This window comes from Mesorhizobium kowhaii, assembly GCF_003253745.1.
Lineage (GTDB): Bacteria > Pseudomonadota > Alphaproteobacteria > Rhizobiales > Rhizobiaceae > Mesorhizobium > Mesorhizobium kowhaii.
This window is the reverse complement of the sequence record NZ_MZXV01000032.1, coordinates 679,577-704,521: the sequence shown is the minus strand read 5'-3', so window position 1 is coordinate 704,521 and position 24,945 is coordinate 679,577. Positions and strand designations below refer to the sequence as shown.

General features: G+C 59.9%; 24 protein-coding genes. 10 read left to right on the top strand and 14 right to left on the bottom strand.

Annotated features, from left to right (window positions below):
- Nucleotides 1-91: 91 nt before the first annotated feature.
- From B5V02_RS16215 to B5V02_RS16205, 3 genes are all read right to left on the bottom strand, one after another.
- Nucleotides 92-1,432, bottom strand: coding sequence for an adenylate/guanylate cyclase domain-containing protein (locus B5V02_RS16215; protein ID WP_111545119.1), 1,341 nt, complete (start codon nt 1,430-1,432; stop codon nt 92-94).
- A gap of 267 nt (nt 1,433-1,699) precedes the next feature.
- On the bottom strand, nt 1,700-3,043 hold the full coding sequence (locus B5V02_RS16210; RefSeq protein ID WP_111545118.1) for a nucleotide sugar dehydrogenase: 1,344 nt from the start codon (nt 3,041-3,043) through the stop codon (nt 1,700-1,702).
- 114 nt (nt 3,044-3,157) lie between these two features.
- Nucleotides 3,158-4,336 carry a DUF3095 domain-containing protein gene (locus B5V02_RS16205; RefSeq protein WP_111545117.1) on the bottom strand — a complete coding sequence of 393 codons (1,179 nt, stop codon included), beginning with the start codon at nt 4,334-4,336 and terminating at the stop codon, nt 3,158-3,160.
- Between the two features lie 74 nt (nt 4,337-4,410).
- Here B5V02_RS16205 and B5V02_RS16200 point away from each other — a divergent pair, with 74 nt between their 5' ends.
- Both B5V02_RS16200 and B5V02_RS16195 read left to right on the top strand, forming a co-directional pair.
- Entirely contained in the window at nt 4,411-5,499 is a 1,089-nt protein-coding gene (locus B5V02_RS16200) for a glycosyltransferase family 4 protein (RefSeq protein WP_111545116.1), read from the top strand.
- Nucleotides 5,496-6,260: a polysaccharide deacetylase family protein gene (locus tag B5V02_RS16195; RefSeq protein ID WP_111545115.1), complete on the top strand. Its 765-nt coding sequence runs from the start codon at nt 5,496-5,498 to the stop codon at nt 6,258-6,260. Before B5V02_RS16200 ends, B5V02_RS16195 begins: the two co-directional genes overlap by 4 nt.
- Before the next feature lies 1 nt (nt 6,261).
- Here the strand turns inward: B5V02_RS16195 and B5V02_RS16190 are convergent, their stop codons facing one another.
- The 4 genes from B5V02_RS16190 to B5V02_RS16175 form a co-directional block, all read right to left on the bottom strand.
- Entirely contained in the window at nt 6,262-7,116 is an 855-nt protein-coding gene (locus B5V02_RS16190; protein WP_111545114.1) for an MBL fold metallo-hydrolase, read from the bottom strand.
- A 128-nt stretch (nt 7,117-7,244) separates the two neighbouring features.
- Nucleotides 7,245-7,694 carry a cyclic nucleotide-binding domain-containing protein gene (locus B5V02_RS16185; RefSeq protein WP_111545113.1) on the bottom strand — a complete coding sequence of 150 codons (450 nt, stop codon included), beginning with the start codon at nt 7,692-7,694 and terminating at the stop codon, nt 7,245-7,247.
- A gap of 40 nt (nt 7,695-7,734) precedes the next feature.
- Nucleotides 7,735-10,449, bottom strand: a complete 2,715-nt coding sequence (locus tag B5V02_RS16180) for an ABC transporter transmembrane domain-containing protein (RefSeq protein ID WP_111545112.1) — start codon at nt 10,447-10,449, stop codon at nt 7,735-7,737.
- Between the two features lie 17 nt (nt 10,450-10,466).
- On the bottom strand, nt 10,467-10,832 hold the full coding sequence (locus tag B5V02_RS16175; RefSeq protein WP_111545111.1) for a hypothetical protein: 366 nt from the start codon (nt 10,830-10,832) through the stop codon (nt 10,467-10,469).
- Between the two features lie 83 nt (nt 10,833-10,915).
- Here B5V02_RS16175 and B5V02_RS16170 point away from each other — a divergent pair, with 83 nt between their 5' ends.
- Nucleotides 10,916-11,587: a class I SAM-dependent methyltransferase gene (locus tag B5V02_RS16170; RefSeq protein WP_111545440.1), complete on the top strand. Its 672-nt coding sequence runs from the start codon at nt 10,916-10,918 to the stop codon at nt 11,585-11,587.
- A 203-nt stretch (nt 11,588-11,790) separates the two neighbouring features.
- On the opposite strand, the gene B5V02_RS16165 is transcribed toward B5V02_RS16170, so the two are convergent.
- Genes B5V02_RS16165 through B5V02_RS16155 form a run of 3 tightly spaced genes read right to left on the bottom strand, consistent with a single transcriptional unit; the run spans nt 11,791 to nt 15,443 of the window.
- Nucleotides 11,791-12,987 (bottom strand): glycosyltransferase family protein, encoded by a 1,197-nt coding sequence (locus B5V02_RS16165; RefSeq protein WP_111545439.1) that lies wholly within the window; start codon nt 12,985-12,987, stop codon nt 11,791-11,793.
- Nucleotides 12,984-14,228: a glycosyltransferase gene (locus tag B5V02_RS16160; protein ID WP_111545110.1), complete on the bottom strand. Its 1,245-nt coding sequence runs from the start codon at nt 14,226-14,228 to the stop codon at nt 12,984-12,986. The genes B5V02_RS16165 and B5V02_RS16160 overlap by 4 nt, the downstream gene beginning before the upstream one ends.
- Before the next feature lie 6 nt (nt 14,229-14,234).
- Nucleotides 14,235-15,443: a glycosyltransferase family protein gene (locus B5V02_RS16155; protein ID WP_111545109.1), complete on the bottom strand. Its 1,209-nt coding sequence runs from the start codon at nt 15,441-15,443 to the stop codon at nt 14,235-14,237.
- Nucleotides 15,444-15,993: 550 nt separating this feature from the next.
- On the opposite strand from B5V02_RS16155, the gene B5V02_RS16150 reads away from it, so the two are divergent.
- The 4 genes from B5V02_RS16150 (at nt 15,994) to B5V02_RS40105 (ending at nt 20,375) form a co-directional block, all read left to right on the top strand.
- On the top strand, nt 15,994-17,871 hold the full coding sequence (locus B5V02_RS16150) for an adenylate/guanylate cyclase domain-containing protein (RefSeq protein WP_111545108.1): 1,878 nt from the start codon (nt 15,994-15,996) through the stop codon (nt 17,869-17,871).
- 138 nt (nt 17,872-18,009) lie between these two features.
- Nucleotides 18,010-19,341, top strand: a complete 1,332-nt coding sequence (locus tag B5V02_RS16145) for a gluzincin family metallopeptidase (protein WP_111545107.1) — start codon at nt 18,010-18,012, stop codon at nt 19,339-19,341.
- 26 nt (nt 19,342-19,367) lie between these two features.
- On the top strand, nt 19,368-19,964 hold the full coding sequence (locus B5V02_RS16140; RefSeq protein ID WP_111545106.1) for a hypothetical protein: 597 nt from the start codon (nt 19,368-19,370) through the stop codon (nt 19,962-19,964).
- 42 nt (nt 19,965-20,006) lie between these two features.
- Nucleotides 20,007-20,375, top strand: coding sequence for a hypothetical protein (locus B5V02_RS40105; protein WP_146606075.1), 369 nt, complete (start codon nt 20,007-20,009; stop codon nt 20,373-20,375).
- A gap of 5 nt (nt 20,376-20,380) precedes the next feature.
- Here the strand turns inward: B5V02_RS40105 and B5V02_RS16130 are convergent, their stop codons facing one another.
- Entirely contained in the window at nt 20,381-20,593 is a 213-nt protein-coding gene (locus tag B5V02_RS16130; protein ID WP_111545104.1) for a cupin domain-containing protein, read from the bottom strand.
- Nucleotides 20,594-20,749: 156 nt separating this feature from the next.
- Complete coding sequence (locus B5V02_RS16125) at nt 20,750-21,202, bottom strand: hypothetical protein (RefSeq protein WP_111545103.1); 453 nt, start codon at nt 21,200-21,202, stop codon at nt 20,750-20,752.
- Nucleotides 21,203-21,329: 127 nt separating this feature from the next.
- Between B5V02_RS16125 and B5V02_RS16120 the strand changes: the two genes are divergently transcribed.
- On the top strand, nt 21,330-21,536 hold the full coding sequence (locus tag B5V02_RS16120; protein ID WP_111545102.1) for a hypothetical protein: 207 nt from the start codon (nt 21,330-21,332) through the stop codon (nt 21,534-21,536).
- A gap of 122 nt (nt 21,537-21,658) precedes the next feature.
- Entirely contained in the window at nt 21,659-21,895 is a 237-nt protein-coding gene (locus B5V02_RS16115; protein WP_111545101.1) for a hypothetical protein, read from the top strand.
- Between the two features lie 7 nt (nt 21,896-21,902).
- On the opposite strand, the gene B5V02_RS16110 is transcribed toward B5V02_RS16115, so the two are convergent.
- Nucleotides 21,903-22,115: a hypothetical protein gene (locus B5V02_RS16110; RefSeq protein ID WP_111545100.1), complete on the bottom strand. Its 213-nt coding sequence runs from the start codon at nt 22,113-22,115 to the stop codon at nt 21,903-21,905.
- A gap of 81 nt (nt 22,116-22,196) precedes the next feature.
- Entirely contained in the window at nt 22,197-23,309 is a 1,113-nt protein-coding gene (locus B5V02_RS16105) for a LacI family DNA-binding transcriptional regulator (RefSeq protein ID WP_167458511.1), read from the bottom strand.
- A gap of 578 nt (nt 23,310-23,887) precedes the next feature.
- Here B5V02_RS16105 and B5V02_RS16100 point away from each other — a divergent pair.
- Nucleotides 23,888-24,850, top strand: coding sequence for a sugar-binding protein (locus tag B5V02_RS16100; RefSeq protein ID WP_111545099.1), 963 nt, complete (start codon nt 23,888-23,890; stop codon nt 24,848-24,850).
- The last annotated feature ends 95 nt before the right edge of the window (nt 24,851-24,945 follow it).

Below are 24,945 nucleotides of genomic sequence, written 5' to 3'. Positions count from 1 at the left end.
GAGCAACTTGGATTCGAAACGGTCGCCAGTTCCCTGGCGGAACCGGCGACCGGACTGCATACCAAAGGCGTTCGGATCAGATCGTGGCGGTTTACTGGAGCTTCCTCGGGTCGCCCGCCGACAGCCGCGCGGCATCGCGATGAAGCAGCATGACCTGCTCGGCGTCCGATATTCGGTCGCGAATCGGCTCCATCGCACCGTCTTCATCGAGTGCGAGAGCACCCGACAGATCAGGTGAAAGCACCGTCAGCTTCTGCTTGATGCCCGCCAGTTCCTCGTTGCCGAGCGTCAGCCAGCTGTTGGCGCCGCAATAGCTGGCGAAGTCTTTGCTGGCGAGAACGCTGTGCGGATATTTCTTGGTCAGGGTCTGGAGGCGCTGGACCTCGTTTACAGCCGAGCCGAAGACAGAGAATGTGAGCCGGTCGGTAAGCCCGACATTGCCGAACATCACATTGCCGACATGCAGGCCGATGCCAAATTTTATGTCGGACAACCCCTTTTCCTTTCTGCGCAGATTGAGATCCATCATGCGCGCGGTGGCCTTGTGCGCTGCCGCAAGAGCAGCCTGGCAGGCGATCTCGGACTGCGAGCGGTGCCTTTCGCAAGGGTAGACGGCAATGAAGCCATCCCCTATGAAACTCATGATCTGCCCGCCTTTGCGATTGAAAGGTGCAGCAACGGCGTCGAAAAACTGGTTCAGCGTATCGATATAGATTTCGCGGCCGGAGGTTTCGGCAAGCCTTGACGACCCGCGCATATCGCCCATGACCAGTGCGGCCCGGATTGTATCGCCCTCGCCGCGCTTGATCTGACCGTCGAGCACGCGCCTGCCGGCGTCGCCGCCGAGATAAGTGGTCATCATGTTGTCGGCGAGCTTGGTGAGCACCGCCATCTTGGTTGCGACAGCGAGATGGTTCTGGATGCGCAGCAGCGCCGCAATCATGCTGTCGCTGAAGCCTGCAGCACTGTCGGTGCACCAGGACCCCATCATGCCCTGACTGGTGTTGCCGCTGAAGGGATGGACGAAAGCCATGTAATCGGTGACGCCCATAAGCCTGAGTTCATCGAAAACAGGAAACTCCGACGGCACCGACGAGTTGAACCGGCGCCGCAGATGGTCGAGCTTGTTGCTGAGCAGATGGTAGTATGGGCTGGTCAGGAACCTGTCAGACGGCACGCCGCCCTCATTGCGGAAGCCTTCCATTTCCATGCCCTGGCCGCGAAACCAGGTGAACCCAAGCGCGTCATAAAGCGGATGAAGCATCGAAAAGCTCAAATGCACCCGCTTCAGTGGCAGGCCGGCAGCAGCCAGCCGTTCACAAAAGCCTTTTACCAATGTTTCCAGGTCGTTGCCCGCCAGCGCCGATTGGCTCAGCCAATCGGCAACCTTATCCATGAGAATGGTGGAAATTTCTGCTTGCGCTGTGCTCATGCTATCTCCAAACCCGTCGAAGACGAGCCACTGCTTTGATCCGCCACAACACAGTCCGCCAACGACCCCAAGACAAGACCTCGAAGTCAATGAAGCCGGCTTCGGCGGCAAAAGCCGGCGAAGAATTTCCCCAATGACTGTCCTTGCATGCAAGGAGCAGGCGTAACTGCATCTATCTTATCTCTTGGGGCACTATGTGGCGAGGCTGCCGGCGGAGTGCAACCACGATCCTGACATCGGGCAAAAAATTCGCCGGCTCAGACGCCGTCAGGCCTTCACCACCGTCTCTCGGGCTAGCCCGAGGCGGCCAAAAACATTGCGTGTGTCGACGATCAGAAGAGCGTGATCAGCGATCGCCTGATAGTCGATCGCGTCGTGGTCGGTTGCAACGACGACAGCATCGAAATCCTTCAAGGCCGCCTCGGTCAATTCGACCGAGCGACGCCCCTTGATCGCCATATGCTCCCGTGTGGTCGGGATTTCGGTAACATGCGGATCGTGGAATTCCGCCTTGCCGCCCCATTCCTCGATGAGTTCAATGAGCCGCAATGAGGGGCTTTCGCGGATGTCGGGCACATTCTTCTTATAGGCGAGCCCGATGATGAGAATGCGCGAGCGGCTGAGCGCCTTGCCGCAGCGCCGGTCCAGCGCCTTCGCCAGTTCATCGACCACATGACGCGGCATAGCCGTGTTGATCTCCGCCGCCAGCTCGATGAAGCGGGTCGGCAGTTCGTATTCGCGCGCCTTCCACGTCAGGTAGAAGGGATCGATCGGAACGCAGTGCCCGCCAAGTCCGGGGCCAGGATAGAAAGGCATGTAGCCGAAGGGCTTGGTCTTTGCCGCCTCGATCACCTCCCAGATGTCGATGCCCATCGCACCGAGCACGACCTTCAACTCGTTGACGAGGGCTATGTTGACCGAGCGGAAAATGTTTTCCGTCAGCTTGACCGCCTCGGCGGTCGCCGTGGTGGAAACCGGAACGACGGTCTCGACCACGCCCCGGTAGAAAGCCTGCACGAGCGTCGCCGCTTCAATGCCGTCGCCTGCCACGACCTTGGGGATCGTCGCGACTTCAAAGCTGCGGTTGCCGGGATCCTCGCGTTCGGGCGAGAAGCCGAGGAAGAAGTCTATCTTCGACTGCAAGCCGGTTTCTTCCAGTATGGGCTTGATCACGTCGTCGGTGGTGCCGGGATAGGTGGTCGATTCCAGCACGATCAGCTGGCCGAGACGCAGATGCTTCGCGATGGTGCCTGCCGTGTCCCTGACAAAGGAGAGGTCCGGCTCGCGGTGTTTCGTCAGCGGTGTCGGAACGCAGATGATGATGACATCGCAGACGCCCAGTTCGGCAAAATCCGCAGTGGCTCGGAACCGTCCGCTCGCCACTTGGCCGGCAAGGGCTGTCGACGTTACCGCCTCAATGTAGGATTGGCCGTTGTTCAGGCTCTCGACCTTCTGGGCTTCGATGTCGAAGCCGGAAACCGGGAAGCCGGCGCGTGCGATTGCAACCGCCAGCGGCAACCCGACATAGCCCAGTCCGATCACGCCGATTTGCGCGGCGCGCGTCGAAATCCGGTTCAGAAGACGGTCATATGTCGATAGTGAGGCGTCCAAAAATCTGCTTTCCCGTCAATTCGGACAGGCTGTCCGCTCCCGTGGCGAGGCTCACCTGATGCCAAGAACCATGGCCGAGGCATATTGCGGAAGATCGATTTCCGCAAGCCGTCATCAGACCGGCACCTTCGCCTTCAGGCTTGCAGCAGCCATCGCATAGCCGCCGGCGGCGCCATCGATGAAATGAACGTGATCGCGCTGCAGCGGCGAGGCGACGAGGCATGTCATCAGGGCCGATTTCTGGCGGTGCAGGCCATAGTTGCAGATGCCCGCCTCTTCCGCCTGTTTCAGCCGGTTCTCGATCCGTTGCAACACATCCGCGTCAACGTCGATGGTCATCTTCAAGCCGTCGTCGAACTTGCGGAAATCCGAATTGCTGGCCACCTCGCGTTTGTAGATCTTCGGATCGAAACGGCCGATCGTCCAGCCATATCTATCGGTGACAGCCGTAAGCGTCATCAGGAACACTATCCACAGCTTCGACAGCCACCGCCATCCTGCCGGCGCCATGGCCCGCGCCTCGATATCGAGGCCGGCGGGCAAAAAACTGTAGCTTGGCCCGTTCACCGGGACCGGGTGGCCATCGCGTTCCTGCATGCCGGCAAGGGCGATGATGTCGGAAGCCAGAAACTGAAAACCGCGCAAGTCGCGCGACGCCCCCGGTATGGCTATGATCGAGACGATTTCGCCATGTCGGGCTTCGATAGGGTTCCAGCGGCAGGAGAGGCCGGTCAGATCCGGCCGCGCGCCGGCCGGCGCAGGATCGATACGGTAGCGCCCCGCTTTCATCTCGGCTTCCGCCCAACTGCCGCCACCGCCGGCGAACATGGCATAGAAGACCGCCTCGGAGGCCTGGAACCTCGCCACGCGAACGTCGAGGCCTTGCGCTCTTATATCGTTTATCGGCACGATTGCGGCACGCAAGGTCAGGTCCAGTTCGTCCGCCACCCATCTCTGGACAGCCGCCAGCGCGTTGCGGGTGATCTCCAGCGCCGAGCCAGGAAACGCCACGAGCGCGCCGTCGCCGCCGAAGACAAAGGGAAGATCTTGCCGACCCAGTGCATTGAGCAGCGCCGAAATGACGCTGGCGCCGGCCATATTGACGGTTTTGTAGCGCCCAGCCTCGATCGCCTTGGTCGAGCCGACAATGTCGGCGGTGGCCAGCGCCCAGCCATCGGGGAGAGGCCGATAGTTGTCGATATCGGCAACGCTTTCGAACTTTGCGAAGACCGGCAAGGAAGCGACAAACGGGTCGGACGCGGCAGCTGTTTCCATGAGCATCAGATAGCACATTCCACTGCTTGAAGGTGAAGTCGATCATGCTTCGAAATTGACTTGCGCAGGCTTTCCGATGATAGGGTCGCGCGATGCGAATTGCCTTCTACGCGCCGCTGAAGTCGCCCAATCATCCCGTTGCCTCCGGCGACCGCCAGATGGCACGGATGCTGGTCAAGGCGCTGGAGCATGGAGGGCACAGCGTCGAACTGGCATCCGAATTACGCTTCTATCTACGCGAACCGGAGTCGAAAAGTTTCGATGCGCTCAAGATCGAGGCCCGAGAGGAAGTCGCGCGGCTGACAAAGCTTTGGGATCGTGACGGCAAGTCCGATCTCTGGTTCTCCTATCATCCCTATTACAAGGCGCCCGACCTGATCGGGCTCGAGCTGGCGTCGGCCTTTGCCGTCCCCTATGTGACAGCGGAAGCCTCCTATTCGAGGCGGCGCAACGTCGGTTTGTGGGCCGATACACAAGCGTTGGTGGCGCGAGCCGTCGAACAGGCAGCGCTGAACATCTGCTTCACGCAAAGGGATCGTCAGGGACTGACAGATGCGATTCCCGACGCCGCTCTCGGTATGCTTTCGCCCTTCATCGACACATCGGTATTCCAGGAAATGCCGGCACGGGGTTGTCCGACGCGCCTCGTTACCGTCGCCATGATGCGCCCGGGCGACAAAGTCGAAAGCTATCGCATGCTGGCGCAAGCGCTCGGTCAGATCGGCCGCCTGCCCTGGACCATGTCGGTCGTCGGGGACGGGCCTGCCCGTGACGAAGTCAAAGCGCAATTCGCCGGCTTGCCCGCCGACCGTATCGAATGGCTTGGCGCGATTGAGCCAGCCGCCGTGCCGGGTGTCCTCTACAGCGGGGGAATTTACGTCTGGCCGGGTTACGGCGAGGCCTATGGCGTTGCCTATCTTGAAGCACAGGCCGCCGGCCTTCCAGTGGTGGCTCAGGACATCGCCGGCGTGCCGGAGGTCGTGCGGCATGGCCAGACCGGGTTTCTCACCCCGCCGGGCGATGTGGCGGCGTTCGCTTCTGCCATTGAAAGGCTTCTGGTCCGTAACGACGAAAGAACCATCATGGCCGCGGAAGCCAGACGTTTCATCCTCGAAGAACGCTCCCTCGATGCTGCAGTGGCGCGTCTGGCCGAACTTCTTGCGAAGATCCCCGTTTCATGACATCCGATCAGATCTGGCAGCCCTTGGTTGAAGAACTGGCGCGCCGGCAACGGGCGGACCGTAAGGCAGAGTTCTGGCTGCGCGACGACGACGCCGTGGATCCGACGCCTGCGCTTGATCGGCTGCTCGACCTCACCGGTGAATTCGCGGTTCCGGTCACTCTGGCCGTCATTCCGGCCCTGACTGATGACAAGCTTGTCGTCCGGCTTGACGAGGCGCCGCATGCCACGGTCGCCATCCATGGCTGGGCGCACCGAAATCATGCGCCCGAGGACCAGAAAAAGCAGGAGCTCGGCGCGCATCGGCCACGCGAGGCGGTGCTCGATGATTTGGCTCGCGGGCTGTCGCACGTAACCGGCCTGCACGGCGCACGTGCGGTTCCGATGCTGGTGCCACCCTGGAACAGGATCGACGCCGGCTTGGTATCCGACCTTGGATCGATAGGATTTGCGGCATTGTCGGTCTATGGGCCGCCGAAGCCGGCTTCACTGGCGGTCATCAACAGCAATGTCGACATCATGGATTGGCATGGCACGCGCGGCTGCCGTGATCATGGCCTATTGGTTCAGGCTATCATCGCGCAATTGCAGCATGCATTCGACGGCGGCGAACCGGTCGGCCTGCTCACCCACCATCTCGTACATGATGAATCGGCCTGGCTTTTCCTCGAACGGCTGTTCGCAGTCACCGCACAGACTGAAGCCTGCGCATGGCTTCCGATCAGGACATTGATCGGGCGCAGCGCCGGTAGAGGAAAATAGCTCAGCGCTTTTTGCGCAATGAGACTGGAAATTTGAGCGTCTGGCCATCCCGCGCGGCAAAAGCGCCGGCAAACCTGTCTTTGGCCAGTTTCTCGATCTCGTCCAGTTCCTCGTCGGTGCGTGTCGGATCGTGGTGAAACAGCGCAAGCCTCCGCGCACCGGCCGCCTCACAGAGCTTGACGCCCTGTTGCCATGTCGAGTGCCCGTTACCGCGGCGGCGTTCCATTTCCTCTTCGGTGTAGGTGCAATCGTAAATCACGAGGTCGGCATCTTCGATCAGGCCGAGCACCGCCTGATCGAGTTTGTCCGGCTCGTGCTCAGTGTCTGTGATCATCGCCACGACACGTCCGCCCCATTCGACCCGGTAGCCTATGCAGCCGCCCGGATGGATAAGACTGCCGGTTCGGACCACCACCCCTTCGCGCGGCCGAAGCACGTCTCCGGATACGAAATCGCGGCAGTCGAGGCTTGCCTTGCAGATCTCCAATTTCACCGGAAACCACGGCGGCTGCATGAACTCATCGACCATCTGCCGGGTCGTCATGCGTCCTGCAAGATGCCCGGACCAAAGCGTAACCTTGACGTTCCGGTCATAGATCGGCGCAAAAAATGGCAGCCCGATGATGTGATCGTAATGGCAATGGGTGAAAAGCAGGTCGAAATCGGTCACGCCCGACGCCCGAAGCGCCCCGCCGGCAGGCCGCAGGCCAGAGCCCGCGTCGAACAGAAGCGTATGCTTACCGCATTGCATCTCAATGCAGGTTGTGTTGCCGCCATAGCGAGAGAATTCTGGCCCCGATACCGAAATGCTGCCGCGCACGCCCCAAAACCTGACCAGGAAAACGTCGTCGTCCATGCTACCCCTTCGCTGACCCCGTCGCCCATCGTAGCCAAACAACTGCTGCTAGGCGAGACAGGTTTTCTCCGGGTGACCTTCTGAGACCAGTGCCATCACGACAGCGAGGACTGAGCGCACCTCATTCGTTATTTGGCGCTTCGTGCGTCGATCAGATCCGCGGTCGTATGGCTTAGGCGATCGGCAAGAACCCGCAATATCTCGATGGTCATTTCCGGGTACTCCTTCATAAGCCTCAGGAAATGATCCTTGCTGATTCTCAAGGCTTCCAGCGGACTTGCCGCTCTGACGGTGGCAGTGCGAGAGCTGTTGCACAATATGGCGATCTCGCCAACAATCGAATTTGGCACCATTTCGGCAACTTTTATCGGTCCGCTGTCGGAATCGACCAGAATATCCGCCCTGCCTGAAAGGATGACATAGGCGGCGTCTCCCTCGTCACCCTGCCGGAAAAGGATCTGGCCGGCGCTGTAGCTCACGCGATCGGATGTGAACGCAAGCAGCTTGAGCTTTGTCGACTCGATGCCAGAAAACAAGGGAATGCGTTGCAGCATTCCAACTTCATCCTTGAGCAGCATTGTCGCAAACCTTCCCAAAATTCGCGTTTGCCAGACTAGTCTATGACAACAGTTCCTTGAAGATACCGTTCCCTGCCAAAAGTGTCTCGTGTGTTCCGTCTTCCACCAATTGACCCGAGTCGAAGACGATAACGCGATCGAACATCATCGCCATTGCCGGACTCGTCACGACCCACACAATTGCCGGCGAATGGCCGTCGCGCCTGGCTTCCTCGAGCACGTTTCGCAGCACCTTATCCTGCATGCGCTGGTCGAGCGCCGACAGCGGCCGGTTGAGAATGAGAAAATCGGGACGCTTGAGCAGGGCCCGGGCAACATCGAGCTTCTGTCGCTGTCCACCGGTCAGCCGCCTGCCGCCGGAGCCGACGTTGAAGTCCAGGCCGACATCCAGAAGTTCGGCATAAAGCCCCAGTTCGTCAAGAATGTCATAGACGATGGAGCGTATGCGGTCCGGCGCGTCGGGATGGTTGTTGCCCACACGCCCGAACAGGACATTATCCATGACGGTGGCCGCGGCAATGTATTTGGCAGGATCATACCGTTCGATCGCATTTTGCAGCTCGGGCGGCAGGTTTTCATAGAACCGGTTGCGTGCAGCGACGATCTTGCTCATCAGCTCGTCGCTCAGCAGGCCGAAGCGGTGCCGGGGCTCGATATAGGCAAAGCTCAGGGTGACGATCATGGCGCGGTCGTTCTCCGAAACCGCCTCGTGGGGACGGTTCTTGAGCCGTTGCAGCAAGGTTTCGTAGGCGGGTATCTCCTCGGCGCTCATGAAGGCGAGCTGCTGGAAGAACTGGTGATCGGGCGGCAGGTCGGCAAACAGCTCGATCGCCTGTTTGGCGATCTCCATGCCCATTTCGTAGAGCGTGCGGTCGAGGCCGGCTTGTTTCAGCACAGAAGCAAAATAGGGATTGGCCGCTAGAGCCCTGTCGGCCAGTTCGGGGCCGGCGGCAGCACCGAAGAGCAGGTTTTGGCCGATCGTCGCTTCCTTGTTGTAGGCGCCCGGTTCGAAAGGCACCACCAGTCCGCTCAGCCCTTCTTGTTCCAGCCGGGTTCGCAGCGCCGCACGCAGTTCGACGATCCGCCTGGCAAGCTCCGTGTGACGCGTGAGGTCAGCCGAAGAGCGCAAGCCAAGGTCCAGAATATCGCGCGACAGAACAACCGCGTCGAGCACCCGGCGCACGGCTTCAAAGAGGTCGTGCGGGCCGGTAGCGCCGGTGGAAGCATAGTCGATCCAGTCGCTGTGGATATCAAGCTCCGGATTGCCCGACCGGCGCGCCTCGTGGATGTTCCATCGGTGCTGGTCTGCCGCAGCACCGTCATAAGTCACCGATGTCAACGGCGCATGCTTCAACCCGTAGAGCAGGTTATCGCGGAGGCTTGCCTGGAGCAGGAAAACATCCGACGAGGCATAGGACATGCGCCGGCCGGTCACTGCTTCGGGGAGTTCAAGCAGGTCGTCGGCGCCCGAAGCGACCCTTCCGCTGTCTGGCCAGTTCAGCCGTGCGAAGGCTTCTGCAAGCGCCTCCGCTCCACCTGTTGCGGTACTGACCAGCGCCACCGTCTCACCCGGCTTGACCTGGAGGGAGATACGGTCGAGGAGCATGGCACCGCCATCGTCTGCTATGGACAGACCGATCGCGGACAGGGGGTTGGTCATCGGATCGGGATTGTCGATCGTCAATGCCCCGATTCTCGGCGCGATGAGACCATCGACGGTGAATTGTTCAACGACCTGCTGATATTTGACCTGGACATCCTGCCGCGCCTGATCCCAGTCGATCAGTTCCTTCATCGGTCCGGGCAGGTCCTTGTAGGCGCCGATCACGGCCACGAGCTGCCCGACGTCCAGCCGCCCCTGGATGACCAGATACCCGCCGATCATGTAGAACAGAAAGGGCGTGAGCTGCGCGAGAAAATTGTTGAGGAACTTCACCATGAATTTCCATTGGTAAAGATCGAAGCGGATCTTGAAGATGAGTCCGAGCCGGGCAGCTATGTCGGCGCGCTCATAGTTTGATGTATCGTGGACGTGAACCGCGCCGATGCCGTCGACGATTTCGCCAACCCGGCCCGAAAGCGCGCGCGCCGTCAACTGCCGTTCGCGCCCGAGCACGATCAGCCGCCGGCGCATTCGGGGGATGAGCACGATCTGGATCACCACGATCACGACCGCTATCATTCCGAGCCAGACGTTCTGGACCATGATGAACAGCATGGCCGTCAGCGCCTGGCCGCCGAGCAGTACCGGTTGCAGGAAGGCATCGCCGATGAAGCCGCCCAGCGGCTCCACCTCGTCCTTCACCATGGTCGCCACTTCGGCGGATTTCACCCGCTTGAAGTAAACCGGCGGAAACCGCAGCACACGATCGACCAGATCGAAGCGGATACGCCGCAGCATGCGCTCGCCGAGGCGGCCCTTGTAGGTGTTGATGTAGAGTTTGAACAGGCCGTTGATGATGACTAGCAAGAGGAACACAACGCTCAGGGCAAACAGCGTCTCCTTGCGGTCGAGCTGAAAACCGGAGAAGAACTGGACCTCTCCAATGAACGGCAGGTTATAGTGCAGCCTCATGAATGGCAGGGTCGCGCCCGGTTGCTCGAAGCCCCTACCTTGGATCGGGCCGTTGACGATCAGCTTCGGCAGGTCGAAGGACATGAAATACGGGATCATCGAAAGCACGACGATCATCAATATCCAGAGCTGCTGCTTCTTGGTGTGCGTCCAGATGTAACGGGCTAGGCTGGGTTCCATATGCGACTGTGGACCCTTCAGTTGGAAGGATGCAGGATGCAAAAGCACCTGCTGGCGAATGGCGTATCGGCAATTTCTTCGTCGCCAGCGACAGGCTCGAAGCTGCAGTGCACGCAGATTGTCCTGCGCTCAACGATGGAAGGAACCTGCGAGGCGGCGCGGTCCAGTTCCGGCGCATGGTCGATGACAACGACATGGGCATTGTTGGTCAGCGAAGAAAGCAACTGGCCAAGCGGTTCGCGGCTTCCATAGGGTTTTGGCGAATAGCCGGGCAGCACGAGGCCGCAGCTGCGCGGCAGGTGCTGGCGGATGGACGCCGATGGTCTGGACAGATGCAACAGGCTCTCTCCGGCACCGGCCAATGGCGAAGCGGCTTGCAGCATAATCACGTCCGCGAATCGAACAGCCTTGCAGGAGGCAAGATTGCGTTGTGTCGCCCGAAATCCCAACATACAAGACGAATATGATGGATGTCACGCAACCACGCAATGCCGGCACGGACTGGCACGAGCAAGCCTTGGACCTCACGCGGGGGATTGCTGCCTATGTCAACTGCCCTCTCGTGGCAGGGCTGGCGCGCGTCATCACCAAGCATCCGAAGGCCGATATCGCCAACGCCTTCAACCACAAGCAGGTCGCCTGCAAGATGTGGGCGCTCGACAGGCTGTTCGAAAGCTGCGGCGGCCGGTTCGAGCGCATATGGGTTCTGGGTGGATGGTACGGCGTATTGCCGGCAATGCTTTTCAACGACGCCCGCTTCGACATCGCGGCGGTCGACAGCATCGACATCGATCCCGAAGTCGCGCCGGTCGCCCGGACCCTCAACCGGGAAGCCGGCGACCGGTTCCGGGCGCTGACGGCAGATATGTACGCACTCGACTATGCGGCCGGGCGGCCCGACCTGATGGTCAATACGAGCTGCGAACACATAGCCGATCTGCGCGCCTGGCTTGCTCTGCTTCCGCGGGGCACGAACGTACTGCTGCAATCGAACGATTATTTCAGCGAGCCGACGCACATCAACTGCGTGGCCTCACTTGCAGCCTTCGAAGCAATGGCGGCGCTCCGGGAGGTGCGGTTCTCCGGCGAACTGCCGACAAAAAATTATACGCGCTTCATGCTGATTGGAACTGTTTAATGCATTTCGCCCAAAAGTGCGTAGCGGTGTTGGGACAAAGACATGCATAAAAACAAGGACTTGAAGCGCGTCGCACGAATCTCGCCAGACGCGACGCGCGTTACAGCAATTCCAGGAAAAGTGTGAAACGGTTTTCCGTCCGGAATTGCGTCAAAAACAAAGAGATAGAGCGGTTCTGCGTTTCCGTGAAACGATGAGCGGCTCTAGGATCTATCGTCGGTTTGATCATGAACTTTTCCGAAACCTGGCCCCACTTTTAGGGACCATGTTCGATACCGTTCGCGCAGGATTTGCGCCGAGTGACGCGCGCCTTCCAGATCGAGGCGATGCGCGGATGGCGTCGGCCCCACAAGCGCCTGTTCGATCGCTTGCGCCAAACCTTCAGGCGTTAGGTCCTTTTCCATCAGCACGGTTGCAAGACCGAGTTCTTCGAGCATCAGGGCGCGAACCGTCTGTTCGGTTTCCCCGCCGGCTGCAAATGGAACGAGCAGGGAGCGACAACCCGCGCGCAGGACATCGCAGACCGTGTTGTAACCCGCCTGCGAGACTGACAGGCGGGCGCCCGTCAGCAGGCTGGCGAAATCCTCGCGGAACCGGAAGATAGACAGGCCCGGCGTGGCATCGCGTGCGATCGCGTCAAACTCGTCTTTCGGCAGGTTTGGGCCGGTGATCAAGCACCATTTCCAACCGTTGTTGGCATTCCGCGCCGCTGCGATGGTGGAGCTGACAAGGCTCTTTCCGGCAGCCCCGCCGCCAACCGACACCAGAACGTCGAAGCGCTCGGAGGCCGCGGGCGTTGGCGGCGCGGCAACGAGCCCTGTGTAGGTGACCTCGGCCCTGATCGCCCCAGCCAGTGGAAATGTCTTGTCGATGGTTGCGAAAGCCGGATCGCCGTGGACCATAACAAGGTCGAAATGTCTGTTGATGAGATCGACCGTTTCCTCGTTTCGGCCCGGCTTGACGCGCTCCTGAAGGATATCACGGACGGACGTCGCCAGCAGCGGTCTGGGCGACGTCGCGTCGATGGCCTCGATCAGCGGCAAGAGTTCGAAACGCATCTGCCGGCGTCCAAATGGAAACGCCTCGACAATGACGATATCAGGCCTGCAATCCCGGAATGCCTGCAGCAGCATCTCTGAACGCCATTTCTTGAAATCATCGTCGATGGGTTTGCCCTGCAGGTCGACAAGTCCGGAAAATCCTTCATCACCGGAGGTGACAGGTGGCAGGGTTACAGATTTTACACCCAGTCCCGGAAACCCCGCGATCGGCGCTCCGCCGGTCACGACGGTTACGTCAAATCCGTCATCGACCAGAGCCGCCGCAATGCGGCTGGCGCGCGCGAGATGGCCGATACCGAGCAGGTGCTGGACATAGAAGAAAGCGTGCAGCCGCTTCATTCGGCGGTCCGCCACTCCCGCTCGAACAGTTCCTTGAGCTGTCCAATGCTTGCCATATGATCGAAATCGCCGCGCACGCGCCGCTCTGCGGCGTCGCCGAGGCGGGCGCGCAGCACGGGATCACGGATCAGGCGCTCCAGCGCCTGTGCCAGCGCAATTGGGTTTTCCGTCGGAACCAGCAGCCCGGTTTCATCCGGCGATAAAAGCTCCGGCACGCCGGAAATATCGGTCGACACGCAGGCAAGCCGCTGGCTTGCCGCCTCCACCAGAACATTCGGCAGACCGTCCCGGTCGCCATTTGCGGTGATCCTGCAGGCCAGGGCGAAGATGTCGGCGCAGCGGTAGTGCTCAAGCACCTCCTCCTGCGCAAGCGCGCCTTTCCAAGAGACGCGACCATCCAGTCCGAGCTTTTGCGCCAGCGCCTTGAGCCGTTCCAGCTCCTCGCCGCCGCCGATATGCTCGAAACGCCACGCCAAATCACCAGGCAAGAGGGCAAGGGCCTCCAGCAAGGTATCGTAACCTTTCTTTTCAACGGCGCGCCCGACACTCAGAACGATAACCGGTTCGTCCGGCGCCGAGCCGTCATGCTGTTTTCGCGCCTCGCCGAAACTGCCGAAGCGATCAAGGTCGAGCCCATGATAGCTCAGATGCACAGACGAGTTGCCGTTAGCGAGTTTTTTCAGACGGTCGAAGCCGGTTTTCGTGCAAGTGACCGTCCAGCGCGCCGAGGAAAGCTTGCCAGTCAGATCCCAGTCCGCCGAAGTCCAGATGTCCTTGGCATGGGCCGAGCAGCTCCAGGGCAGGCCACGAAGCTGGCTGGCATAGCGCGTCACCGATGCCGGCGTGTGCGCGAAATGAGCATGCAGCCAGCCCGCGTCTTCCGGCCATTCGGCCGCCAGCACGAGCGCTTGCCCGAAGCGGCGCACGCGATTGCGCGTAAAGTCGCGGGGGATATCGGCAGCCAGCGATCCGAGCGCGCGCCAGAAGCCCGGCCGCAGCAGATAAGCAAACAGCGAGCGAACCACGCGCAATGGCTCTTCATGCAGATATTCCGGCAGATAATGGACGGGCGCTTTGATCTCGTCATGCACGGGGTGGCGTTTTGCGTCGGTCGGCCGCCTGAGCGAGACGAGTATTAGGTCGAACCCCGCACGCTCCAGACCGAGCAGTTCCTGCGCGATGAAGGTTTCCGACAGCCGCGGATAGCCCTTCAGAACCACGACGATCTTGCGACGTTGCAACTCAGTTCATGCCTCAATGACCGAAAGGTGATGGCCGGCCCGCCGGTCGAGCAGTTCCGCGACGATTTCGGAAATATGAGGCAGCCCTTCCAGTGTCAGATGCGGATTGCTCTGCGATGGGCGGGGCCGGTCTGGCAGCACCTCCAGTGCATCGGCAAACCGCTGGGAATCCTCGGCTTCTTCCGGCAAAAGCATCTCGATGAGGCCGAGTTCGGCTGCGCGCCGTGCGCGGATCAGTTGTTCCTCGCGGGGCTTGACGCGCGGCACGATCAGCGCCGGCTTGTCGAAAGACAGTATCTCGCAATAGGTGTTGTAACCGCCCATCGCCACTACCGCCTTGGCGCCGGCAATCAGCTCTTCCATGCGGTTGTCGAACTCGATGATCTTGATATAGGGGATCTTGGCCCCCTTCTTGAGCAGCTTGTTGCGCTTGCGCGCCGGCATGTAAGGCCCAAGCACGATCAGCGCCCTATGCTGCAATTGCGGATCCTGCTGATAGGCATCGATGACGTCGTGGATCAGTTCGGCGCCGTCACCGCCGCCACCGGTGGTAACGAGGATATAGTCGCCCTCGGGCCGGTGGCCGGGCAACTCGTTCTTCTGCAGGCTCCGTTGCAGGAAGCCGACGAACTTCATCTTTGCCCTGACAGCCGGCGGCACATCCAAGCCGGTCAATGGATCGTAGAAATCCGGCGGACCATAGACCCAGACCTTGTCGTAGAACAGGCCTATCTTGCGCATCACATCCCTGCGTGCCCACTCTGCTTCGAGCAGATGCGGCGCATCCATCACCTCGCGCAGGCCAAGCACGAGCGTGGTGCCCCGCGTCTTGAGGTAGGACAGCGTGTCCTCGATCTCACCGCGCAGGCCGAGCGGTTCCTTGTCGACGATGAAGATATCCGGCCGGAAGGTCTCGGCTGTGTGGCGGATGATCGACTGGCGCATCCTTAGCGTCTCATGCAGATCGATATCCTTTTCCAGCGAGGTGTATTCGCCGTTGCGCAACTTGATGACGCTGGGGATCTTCACGAAGTCGACACGGGCGCGGTAGTCGAAGGCGCCAGCGATAGTCGCACCCGAAATGATAAGCACCTGAAGTCCGCGGAAATCCTCGACCAGCGAATGCGCGATCGTCCGGCAGCGCTGCAAGTGGCCGAGCCCGAACGTGTCGTGGCTGTACATGAGAATTCGAGCGTTTTGTACGTGCTGGGTCATTGTTGAACGTCTTTTAGAATTCTCGCCTTGAGGACCGTAGGCGACCCGGCAGGCTTCCAAACCACCCTTACCGACCTGTTTTGAAACATGAGGGCGCAATTTTCAATTTGTATTACCCAAGAGGGTCCATATGCTCAAGCCAGGAAGCTGCGTCTGCTCAGCTGCCCGCTTGCCACCTGGTCCAGAAGAACCTGCATCATTTCACTGTATTGATCATCTCGGATTCTGGTAGCGGAGATTCGGATAGGGCAGCGTTAGCAGAAATTGACGTTTCCAAGGTTGGGGTCAAGCGTTCGAATCGCTTCACCCGCTCCTCCGCCGCGGCTTTTTCGCTTTCTGGGGTGCTGGACGAGGCGCTTTGGCGGAAATCCTGCCCGCCATCCTGCAGAAATCGCATGAAGCCACAGCGAGGGACGAGTGCTGCGCCACCTGATTTGGCAACCGTATCGGGACCGGCGCGAGCGACCATTCCAGCGGCGTTGGCGCCGAGGAGGTAAATCAGATAGAACTAAATCAGGCAGAACCATTGTCTGCGATTTCAGGAGACGACATGTCCGAGGAGCATGTTGAGCGTCGGCTGGCGGCGATCCTGGCCGCAGATGTGGTCGGCTATAGCCGTCTTATGGAGGTCGACGAAGAGCACACGCTCAATCTCCTTCGGCAGCATCGACGGGAGTTCTTCGATCCGACCGTCACCAAGCACGGTGGGCGCATCTTCAAGGTGATGGGTGACGGCTTCCTGGTGGAGTTCGGCAGCGTAATCAATGCGGCGCGCTGCGCGGTCGAGATCCAACGCGGCATGTCCGAGCGGAATGTCGGCATCCCCGAGGACCGGCATTTCAAGTTTCGCATGGGCATCAACCTTGGCGACATCATCGTCGACGGTGATGATTTCCATGGCGACGGCGTCAATCTTGCGGTGCGGCTGCAGGGCCTCGCGATACCCGGCGGCATCGCCTGTTCGGAAGCGGTGCGCCATGCGGTCGGTAACAAGCTGGGCGTCGACTTCGCCGATCAGGGCGCCATGACCGTCAAGAACATTGCTCAGCCGGTGCGCGTCTATTTCGCCAACTGGGACCAGGGCGTCCCGCATGTCGAGACGCATATTGCGGCCAGGAGCGTCCAGACGCTAGTGCGGTCCGACAAGCCGTCGGTGGCGATCCTACCCTTCGCCAATCTGAGCAATGATCCCGACCAGCAGTATTTCAGCGACGGCATCACTGAAGATATCATAACCGACCTCTCGAACGTCTCCGGCCTGTTCGTGCTCAGCCGCAACACGGTCTTCGCCTTCAAGGGCAGGACCGACAAGATGGAACGCATCGCCAGGGAGCTTGGCGTCGGCTACATTGTCGAGGGCAGCGTCCGCAAGGCGGGAAACCGGGTCAGGATCAATGCCGAGCTGATCGAGGGCGCCACAGACGGACACGTCTGGGCTGCCCGCTACGACCGCGACCTCACCGACATCTTCGCCGTGCAGGACGAAATCGCCAAGGCGGTCGTGGCGCAACTCAGGGTCAGGCTCCTGCCCGAGGAGAAGAAGGCTATTGAGAAGGCGCCGACGGACAATGTGGAAGCCTATACGCATTATCTTCGAGGCCGCGATTACAGCCACATCGCGACCAGAGCGAACCACCTGATGGCCAGACAAAGTTATATCAGGGCCATCGAGCTTGATCCGGGATATGCCCGCGCATATGCAGGTTTGGCGGTCAGCGACGTACGCCTTCAGTCGATGTACGGCTCACCGATCCAAGTGGACAACATTCTCGCGACCGCCGATAAGGCCCTGGCTTTGGACCCGAATTTGGCCGAGGCGCATTCAGCCAGGGGCTTTGCCCTGTCTCTCGCCGACCGCCGTTCCGAGGCCGCGGCGACGTTCGAACAGGCTCTCGCGCTCGACCCCAATTGCCACGAGGCCAACCGCTACTATGCCGAGTTCTGCGTAACCGGCGGCCAGTTCGAGCTCGCCGCGACGTACTTCATGCGCGCTATGGAGATCAAACCGACCGACTACGGCGCACCGGTCATGCTGGTGAACGTCTTCCGCACTCTCGGCCAACAGAACGACGCGGAGCTTTATGCGCGGATCGCATTGGAGAGAGCTGAAGAGGAACTCCGTCTGCATCCGGAGAACGCCAATTGTGCCTGCCTAGGGGCGATCGTGCTGGCCTTCCTTGGTGAACCCGATAGGGCAGCGAAGTGGCTTGACCGGTCTCTGGCGATCGCCCCTAGCGATATCAACGTCCAATACAACGCCGCTTGTACCTATGCGTTGCTGGGGGAGTTCGAACGCTCGATCGACCTTTTGGAAGCGTGGCTGCCGCAGGCTAGCGCCGAGATGAGACTCTGGTTCAAGAACGATTCCGATTTCGCCTCTATTCGCAGTCATCCTCGCTACCAGAAGTTGCTCCAGCTCCTGCAGTAGCGATCCGCATTGTTCCTGAGGCAATTTTATTGCTGATAATCAAGAACTGGCCTTCAGGAAGATTTAACCTGACAAACCAACGCCCTCGCCATCCCACGGATATTATGTTAGGTTACTAATATAACCGAGAGGTGGGGAATGGGTACCCGGTTCAGGCTGTTCGTTCAGCCTCCGTTCGAAGACCCTACGTCAAGCCCTGAAATCATTACGGTTTCGTCCCCGCGAGGCAGCGTCGGACCTGGCCCGTCCGACGATCGTATGTATGTCGTCGAGCCGGTCGACAAGACGCGGCCCTATGGCGTCAACCACGGCCCGTTGGGCACGCCCGTCATCTCCCTGCCGCCCTGGACGCGAGCGATCCTCGATCCGGCCGTTCCCGACGAGGAAGGCAATTTCGATCACTATCAGCCCTCGACGCCCGGCTTCGAAGCAGCGCACGCGTTCGGTTGCGTGCGCTTCACGCTCGACGTTTGGGAGCGTTACATCGGCCAACCGCTCATCTGGCATTTCAGCGATCACTACGACCGTCTGGAAATCTCGATCCTGCCGGGTTGGGATAACGCCCAATACGGCTACGGCTTCCTCGAGCTCGGCAGCCAATTCGTGCAAGACGGATGCGCGCTCCCCTTCAGCCTCGACTTCGATATTATCGCGCACGAGGTTGGCCATGCGTTCGTCTACAGCGTCCTCGGCATGCCGAACCCGGGAGCTGAGTTCCCGGAATATCTGGGCTTTCAGGAGGCCTTTTCCGACTGCGTTTCGTTGATCGCGGCCATGCATTTTCCCTCCGTGATCGAAAATGTTCTGACGGTGACGCGCGGGAATCTCTACATCGCCAACCAACTCTCTCGCTTCTCGGAATTCTCGCCGCACCGCCAGATACGCGAGGCCAACAACAAACTGACGATGGCCGATTTTGCGGACGGCTGGACCGACGAGCATGCCCTGTCACAACCTCTCACCGGCGCCGTCTTCGACATTCTGGTCGATGTCTTTCACGAGAGCTTGGTGGCTCGAGGACTGATCTCGCCTGAGGCCGAAGATCTTGCCGACCTCGCCGAGATCGACCCAGCTGCGGAGCTGCCGGTCCAGGAAGTCTTTGACCGCGACTTCGCCCGCAATCCAGAAGGTTTCGTCGAAGCGCTGCTCGACGCGCGGGATATCGTGGGTACCTATCTCGCCGAGACGCTGTGGGCTCTCGACCCGGATTTCCTGGACTACGGTGACGTGGCGAGAACGATGCTCGCAGTCGACGACAGTGTGACCGGAGGAGAACTATCAAGCATCATCTTCCGGGATTTCGACCGGAGAGGGATTTTTCGCTACCGTGCCGGGCCTCGCCTGACGAAGCCAAACCGAAAGAGCCATTTTCATGAGGGCCGAATCGCTCTTCCACTGGACCAGGCGCGCCTGCCGGACATGAGCTATTTCGAGAAATATTGGATGTCCAGAAGTGGCGCCGATCTTTGATCGACATGCAGAAGATGGGGTGATCCATGATAACTGAAACCATTCTAAATACCCCGGCCATACATTTGTTCGGTCGGGTTCTTGAAGATTTGAAGCTTAAGAAGAGGGCCGATGGGGGACGGCCTCCAAGACTTGGCAACAATAGATTCCTGCAGAACCAGATTGACGCCTCCGGTAGCCTGCTGGCAAGGATTTATGCGTTCACCTTCGAAGCGCAGTTCTACGAGCTAGCCCGACCGACCATACTTCTTGTCCATGGGCCTGGCACTGTCGTTGATTATCCAGCCCCGGGGGACACCGATCTCAAGGTCATGAGCCGCGGTCCAAGCGACCCTGCGTATACCGGACTCGCATCGCAGATAGGCTCGTTCGCGCGCGGAATGCAGGTCTGGGTCTACGACAAGAGTGACCTGACAATGCGGCTGGAACTCGACACCGGAACGCTCGAGGATGTCCTGTTAAGTGCAGAGTTGGACCCGCGTTCATTTGGTCGATCGGGTGGAGCAATGGGCAGATCCGGCGGTGCGATGGGGCGATCAGGCGGCGCCATGGGCAGATCCGGCGGTGCGATGGGACGGTCCGGTGGCGCCATGAACCGCGGCGGGCGCGGCGATTTGGACTAGCGTTTCCGATCGTTAATTGAGAATGCCGAAGGGAGATGGGCCATGGCAAGAGTAGATATAGTACGTGTCGATACACCTGAAGGGGGTGCTGTAAGAGGCGGAGATCCGGTCACTGTCAGTGTGACGGTGGCCCCAGACCGTGGTTGGTTTAACGATACACAATGCTTAGTAATTGACTTTATTGATGCTGTCACTTTAGGTGACGCGGCACACCTAGTGGTATACGACAACTATATAACCATCGAGGATACGACAACAATCAACTTCAAAGTTAAAGCAGAAGTTGGCGCTTCAGCCGGAGAGTACTATGTTCGGATCAAGAATGAATTCTTCGAGGAGACCATCGTAAGTGACTCTGAGGATGGAACTATCCCAGTGTCCCTAAAGCTAGTCACTTCCAAAACGCTGTGACTAAATTAGGCTGGCACGATAGGCGACTTCTCCTTGCGCAAGGCGTGCAGAAACTGCGGGTCGGCGCGCAAACTGACGCGGACCAATTCCGACGGTGTGGCGGCGAGCCATTGATTCAGTGACACATCGGCGAAGTAGTCGCTTTTGAATACCTCCAAATATCGCAGTGTCGTGTTGCCTGTGTTCTCGATGTAGTGCCCCATGGCGAAGACGGCCATAAAGCGTATGTTCCCTTGCGGTAGAAACGGGTGGGGAAGGCATGGCAGTGGAAGAAAACCTACAGGGACGAATTATCGCCTTAGAATTTTTGGTAGTGCATCAGTTTGAAATCTGCAAACTGGCCGGCGATCACGAGATCGCACGCAGGACTATGTTCAACCAAGCCAATGATGTGCAAGCCAGGCGAAGAGCAAGCCGGCTATAACGGCATGGAATAGACCGAATGAGCCATTGTTGAGGGGATGGTACGCCACGCGTCGCGGCCGCATGTAACTCTGCTGCCTCTCGACGATTAGCATTCGCTCCAACTCGCGGCGCCCTTCCTGCCTTGCCCGTTTTGAATCCAGCCGCTCCTGAGCGTAGAGCTGTCTCGTATGCTCCGTGGCCGAAAATGAGTTTTCGTCTAGCCACCCTTTGAATTTGCCGGGTCTGACGAGGACTTTGGCGTGGGTGAAGTCGCGGCGGTGGAGTCTCTCCGCCTTAGAAGCTTCAAAATCCGTATGCCACTCTTCCCAAGTCGTCGGCATGTCATCGGCGCCGGGAAGCTGGCGGATACGAGGATAATCCTTGGCAGTGTAAACTGGGATAGCCCTGACTTTGCTGGCCATTGCAGTCTCCCCTTCTCCCAAGAAGAGGATGCGACATCCTAGGGCTTAGTGTCCAGATGGCGCTACCCAGCCGCAGCGACATATTCAAGGCCCGCCAATTTCAAACTGATGCACTACCGAATTTTTCATGCGGTCGCAACTTGCTGGCATAGTGCTGAAGGACGCCAATCCGGTCGGTGAGCTTCAGAAGATTAAGGCGGCTACGCTGGCGGACACTGGTTATCCGGTGGATGCTTATGGCGAACGCGTAATGAACGAAGCCAGGAAAGCGCTCGCTGGCACGTTTGCCGAGACCACCAAGCGGGTGAAGGCGATTGTAAGGGGACGATCATAACAAACTCGCCGGGAGCTTTTCTGAAGGCTTCTAACATTATCGGTTTCTCCTGATTTGTTGGCCGTGACCTAGCCTCATTGATATGATGCGGTCCTTATCGGGATGGTGTGGAGTGCTAGGTTATGAACGCGGAAGACATGCAGGCGATAGCCGACACGCTGATGCGTGTTGTGACGCCGGAGATGAGTCCCAAGCAACTAATTAAGGCGGTGCAGAAAGAACACCCGAAGGTGTCAAAGAAGGATATCGCCCGCGCGGCCTTCTTCTCAATTATCGCCAATGCCGATCAGGACCACGGCAAGGCAAAGAACTTACAAGCGTTCGCCATTGCCGAGCGTGTAGACGGGACCGCCGAATAGCGCGCAGTTAGATTCCGCTGCCGTCCGAATCCAGCTTTGACCGGATTGCGTTGATGGCGTTCACGATGGCATCGGCAGCCGGCCGATCTAGCGCGCCATTCAACATGCCGTCAGTTGTATGGATCGAGAGGATGCCAAGGGTGCCGTTCTGGTCCGTGACAGCGCTGACATGAATTTCGGTCGGCACGAAAGGTCGCGCCTTTTTCCCAGCGCGCGTCATTGGCCGCGCCGCTAGCGAAGGCCCCATCGACAATGGAAGACCTAAAGCGCGTCGCCTGAACCTTTTCAAACGCAACGCGCTTTAGGACACGGCCGCCACAGCGCGCACGCTCTCCCGTTCCACCAGCGGGCACTCCAGCTTGGTGATCGGATAGCGTCCCCGCCCAGCCGCCGCCGGCGCCTCTAGTTGTTCGATCGCCCATTGGCCCATCGCCATATGCGGCAGGATCGAGGTCGTCAGCGGCGGGAACAAATGCCGGGCGATTTCCTCGTCGTCGTAGCCGACGACGGAAATGTCCTGCGGGATGTGCAGGCCGGCTTCCTTAAGCGCCTCGTAGCAGCCGATCGCGGTGCGGTCGTTCTGGCAGAAGATGGCGGTCGGTCGGTCTTTCAGCGCCAGCAGCTTGACGGTCGCGGCATAGCCGGCGCTGGCCGACCAGTCGCCCTCGACCACCAGCTCCGGATCGAACGGGATGTCGGCGGTGGCGAGCGCCCGGCGATAGCCCTTCAGCCGGTCCTGTGCTGCCTGCATCCAGGGTTCGCCGGTGATCGTGGCGATGCGGCGGTGGCCGTGGCTGATCAGGTGGCGGGTGGAGCTTTGGCCGCCGGCGATCTCGCTCGGCACCACGGCCGGGAAGGCATAGTCGGCCGTGTAGCAATTGAGCAGGATCACCGGGATGTCGAGGCCGTAGAGATAGTCGGGGGCCGATATCTCGCGGGTGAAGATGGTCATGTAGATCAGCGCCGAAATGCCCCGCTTGGTCAGCGCCGCGATGGCGCGCGGCTCCATGACGGAATCGCCCAGCGTCTGCGCCACCAGCAGCACATTGCCGGCATTCCACGAGGCCTGCCGCGCGCCCTCGATGGCGACGACGGCTTCGGGGCTGGTGGCAAGCTGATCGACGGCGAAGCCGATCACCCCGTCCAGCCCCTCGAACGCCGGCAATGGCTTCTGCAATGCCGAGAAGGCCGGTGGCGAATAGCCGAGCGCGCGCGCGGCCTCGATCACCCGTTCGCGCGTCTGCTGTGACAGCTTGATGCCGGGCGAATTGTTGAGCACGAAGGAAACGGTCGCCTGCGAGCAGCCGGCGGCCCTGGCGATGTCGGTCATGGTGACGCGACCCCTGGCGCTCTTCGCCGGCGGCTTGCGTCGCCGCGCCGTATCGAGGGCTTCCGGATCCGTCGTCTCGCTCATGGCATCCCCAATCCTAGGCCTGTCTAGCGGCAGCCGGTCAGGCCGACAAGATGGCGTGATGTTATCGATTTATAGAAATCGTCATCGCCATTTATATCTATTAGTGACCTCGTGGTCCATCCACCACGCCGTTACCGCAGTCCGAAACTCAAAAGCCACAAGGCTCGGCTCGGGCGCGGCCAACGCAACGGCTCGCCGACAGGCACGCCACGAAACCGCAATATGCCCTGAGATATCGCCTCGGAACTAATACTGTTTACTAATACAAAAATGCGCTGTACCGTCAATCCGTCGCGTCCGGCCCGCTCGGTTGGGAGCGGCGGGAGTGTACGTGAACAGCCCGATGGCGAGCGGATCCTACCTCCGCAAACTTTGTCTCGGACAAATGATATGTCAGACAAATCGGACTATTTACGAATGATGGATGAGTCTCTAAAGTCCACGATCGTGGCTGGAACGACGCCATTCTTTCGGTGCCGGGAACCCTTTGAGGAGGAAGGCGTCCAAGCTGCAAACGGCAAAATCAGGTCAGTGCAAGATCGGCCAGTCGAACGACTGAGCCAAACGGGAGGTTGAACATGAAATCCTTGATACGAAATGCATCCGTAGCCACAGCTGTGCTGCTGCTTGGCCTGTCGGCGACGGCCATCGCGCGCGCCGACGACAAGCCGACGCTGGCCTTCGTCGTCAACGGCGCTTCCGACTTCTGGAAGGCCGCCGAAGCCGGCGTCAAGAAGGCGCAAGGCGAACTGCCGGACTACACTCTGGAGCTTAAATATCCCGAGCAGTCCTCGGTCGCCATCCAGCAGCGGCTGATGGACGATCTGGTGACGGCCGGCGTGAAGGGCATCATGGTCTCGGCGGTCGATCCGAAGACCTCCACCGATGGTCTCAACAAGATCGCCTCGGAAACGGCGCTGTTCACCACCGACAGCGACGCCCCGCAGACCAAGCGCGTCGCCTATATCGGCTCGTCCAATGTCGATGCCGGCAAGCAGGCGGCCGAGATCGCCAAGAAAGCGATGCCCAATGGCGGCAAGTGCCTCGGCTTCGTCGGCCTGCTCGGCGCCGACAATGCCAAGGAACGCATCCAGGGCATGAAGGACGGTCTCGCCGGCACCAAGATCGAACTCATTGACGTGCGCGGCGACGACATCGACCAGGCGCGCGCCAAGAAGAACGTCGAGGACGCGCTGGTCGCCAGCCCCGATGTCACCTGCATGGTCGGCTTCTATTCCTACAACACGCCGCGCATCTATGAAGCGCTGCGCGACGCCGGCAAGCTCGGCTCGATCACCGTCGTCGGCTTCGATGACGATCCGATCACGCTGGGCGGCGTCAAGGAAGGCACCGTTGCCGCCACCGTCGTGCAGCAGCCCTTCGAATGGGCCTATCAGGGCATGAAGCTGATGGCTTCCTATCTCAAGGGCGACAAGTCGGGTATCCCGGCCGGCGGCCTCATCATCATCCCGACCAAGATCATCGGCAAGGATGACGTCGACGCCTATGCCGCCAATCTGAAGGCGATGTCCGGAAACTGAGACAAAGCAGTTACGCCGGCTCAGGGTTCGCCTTGAGCCGGCGATCGTATTGACGGGCCGGCGAAGGCCCGTCAGTCTGTAGCCCACCGGCTGCT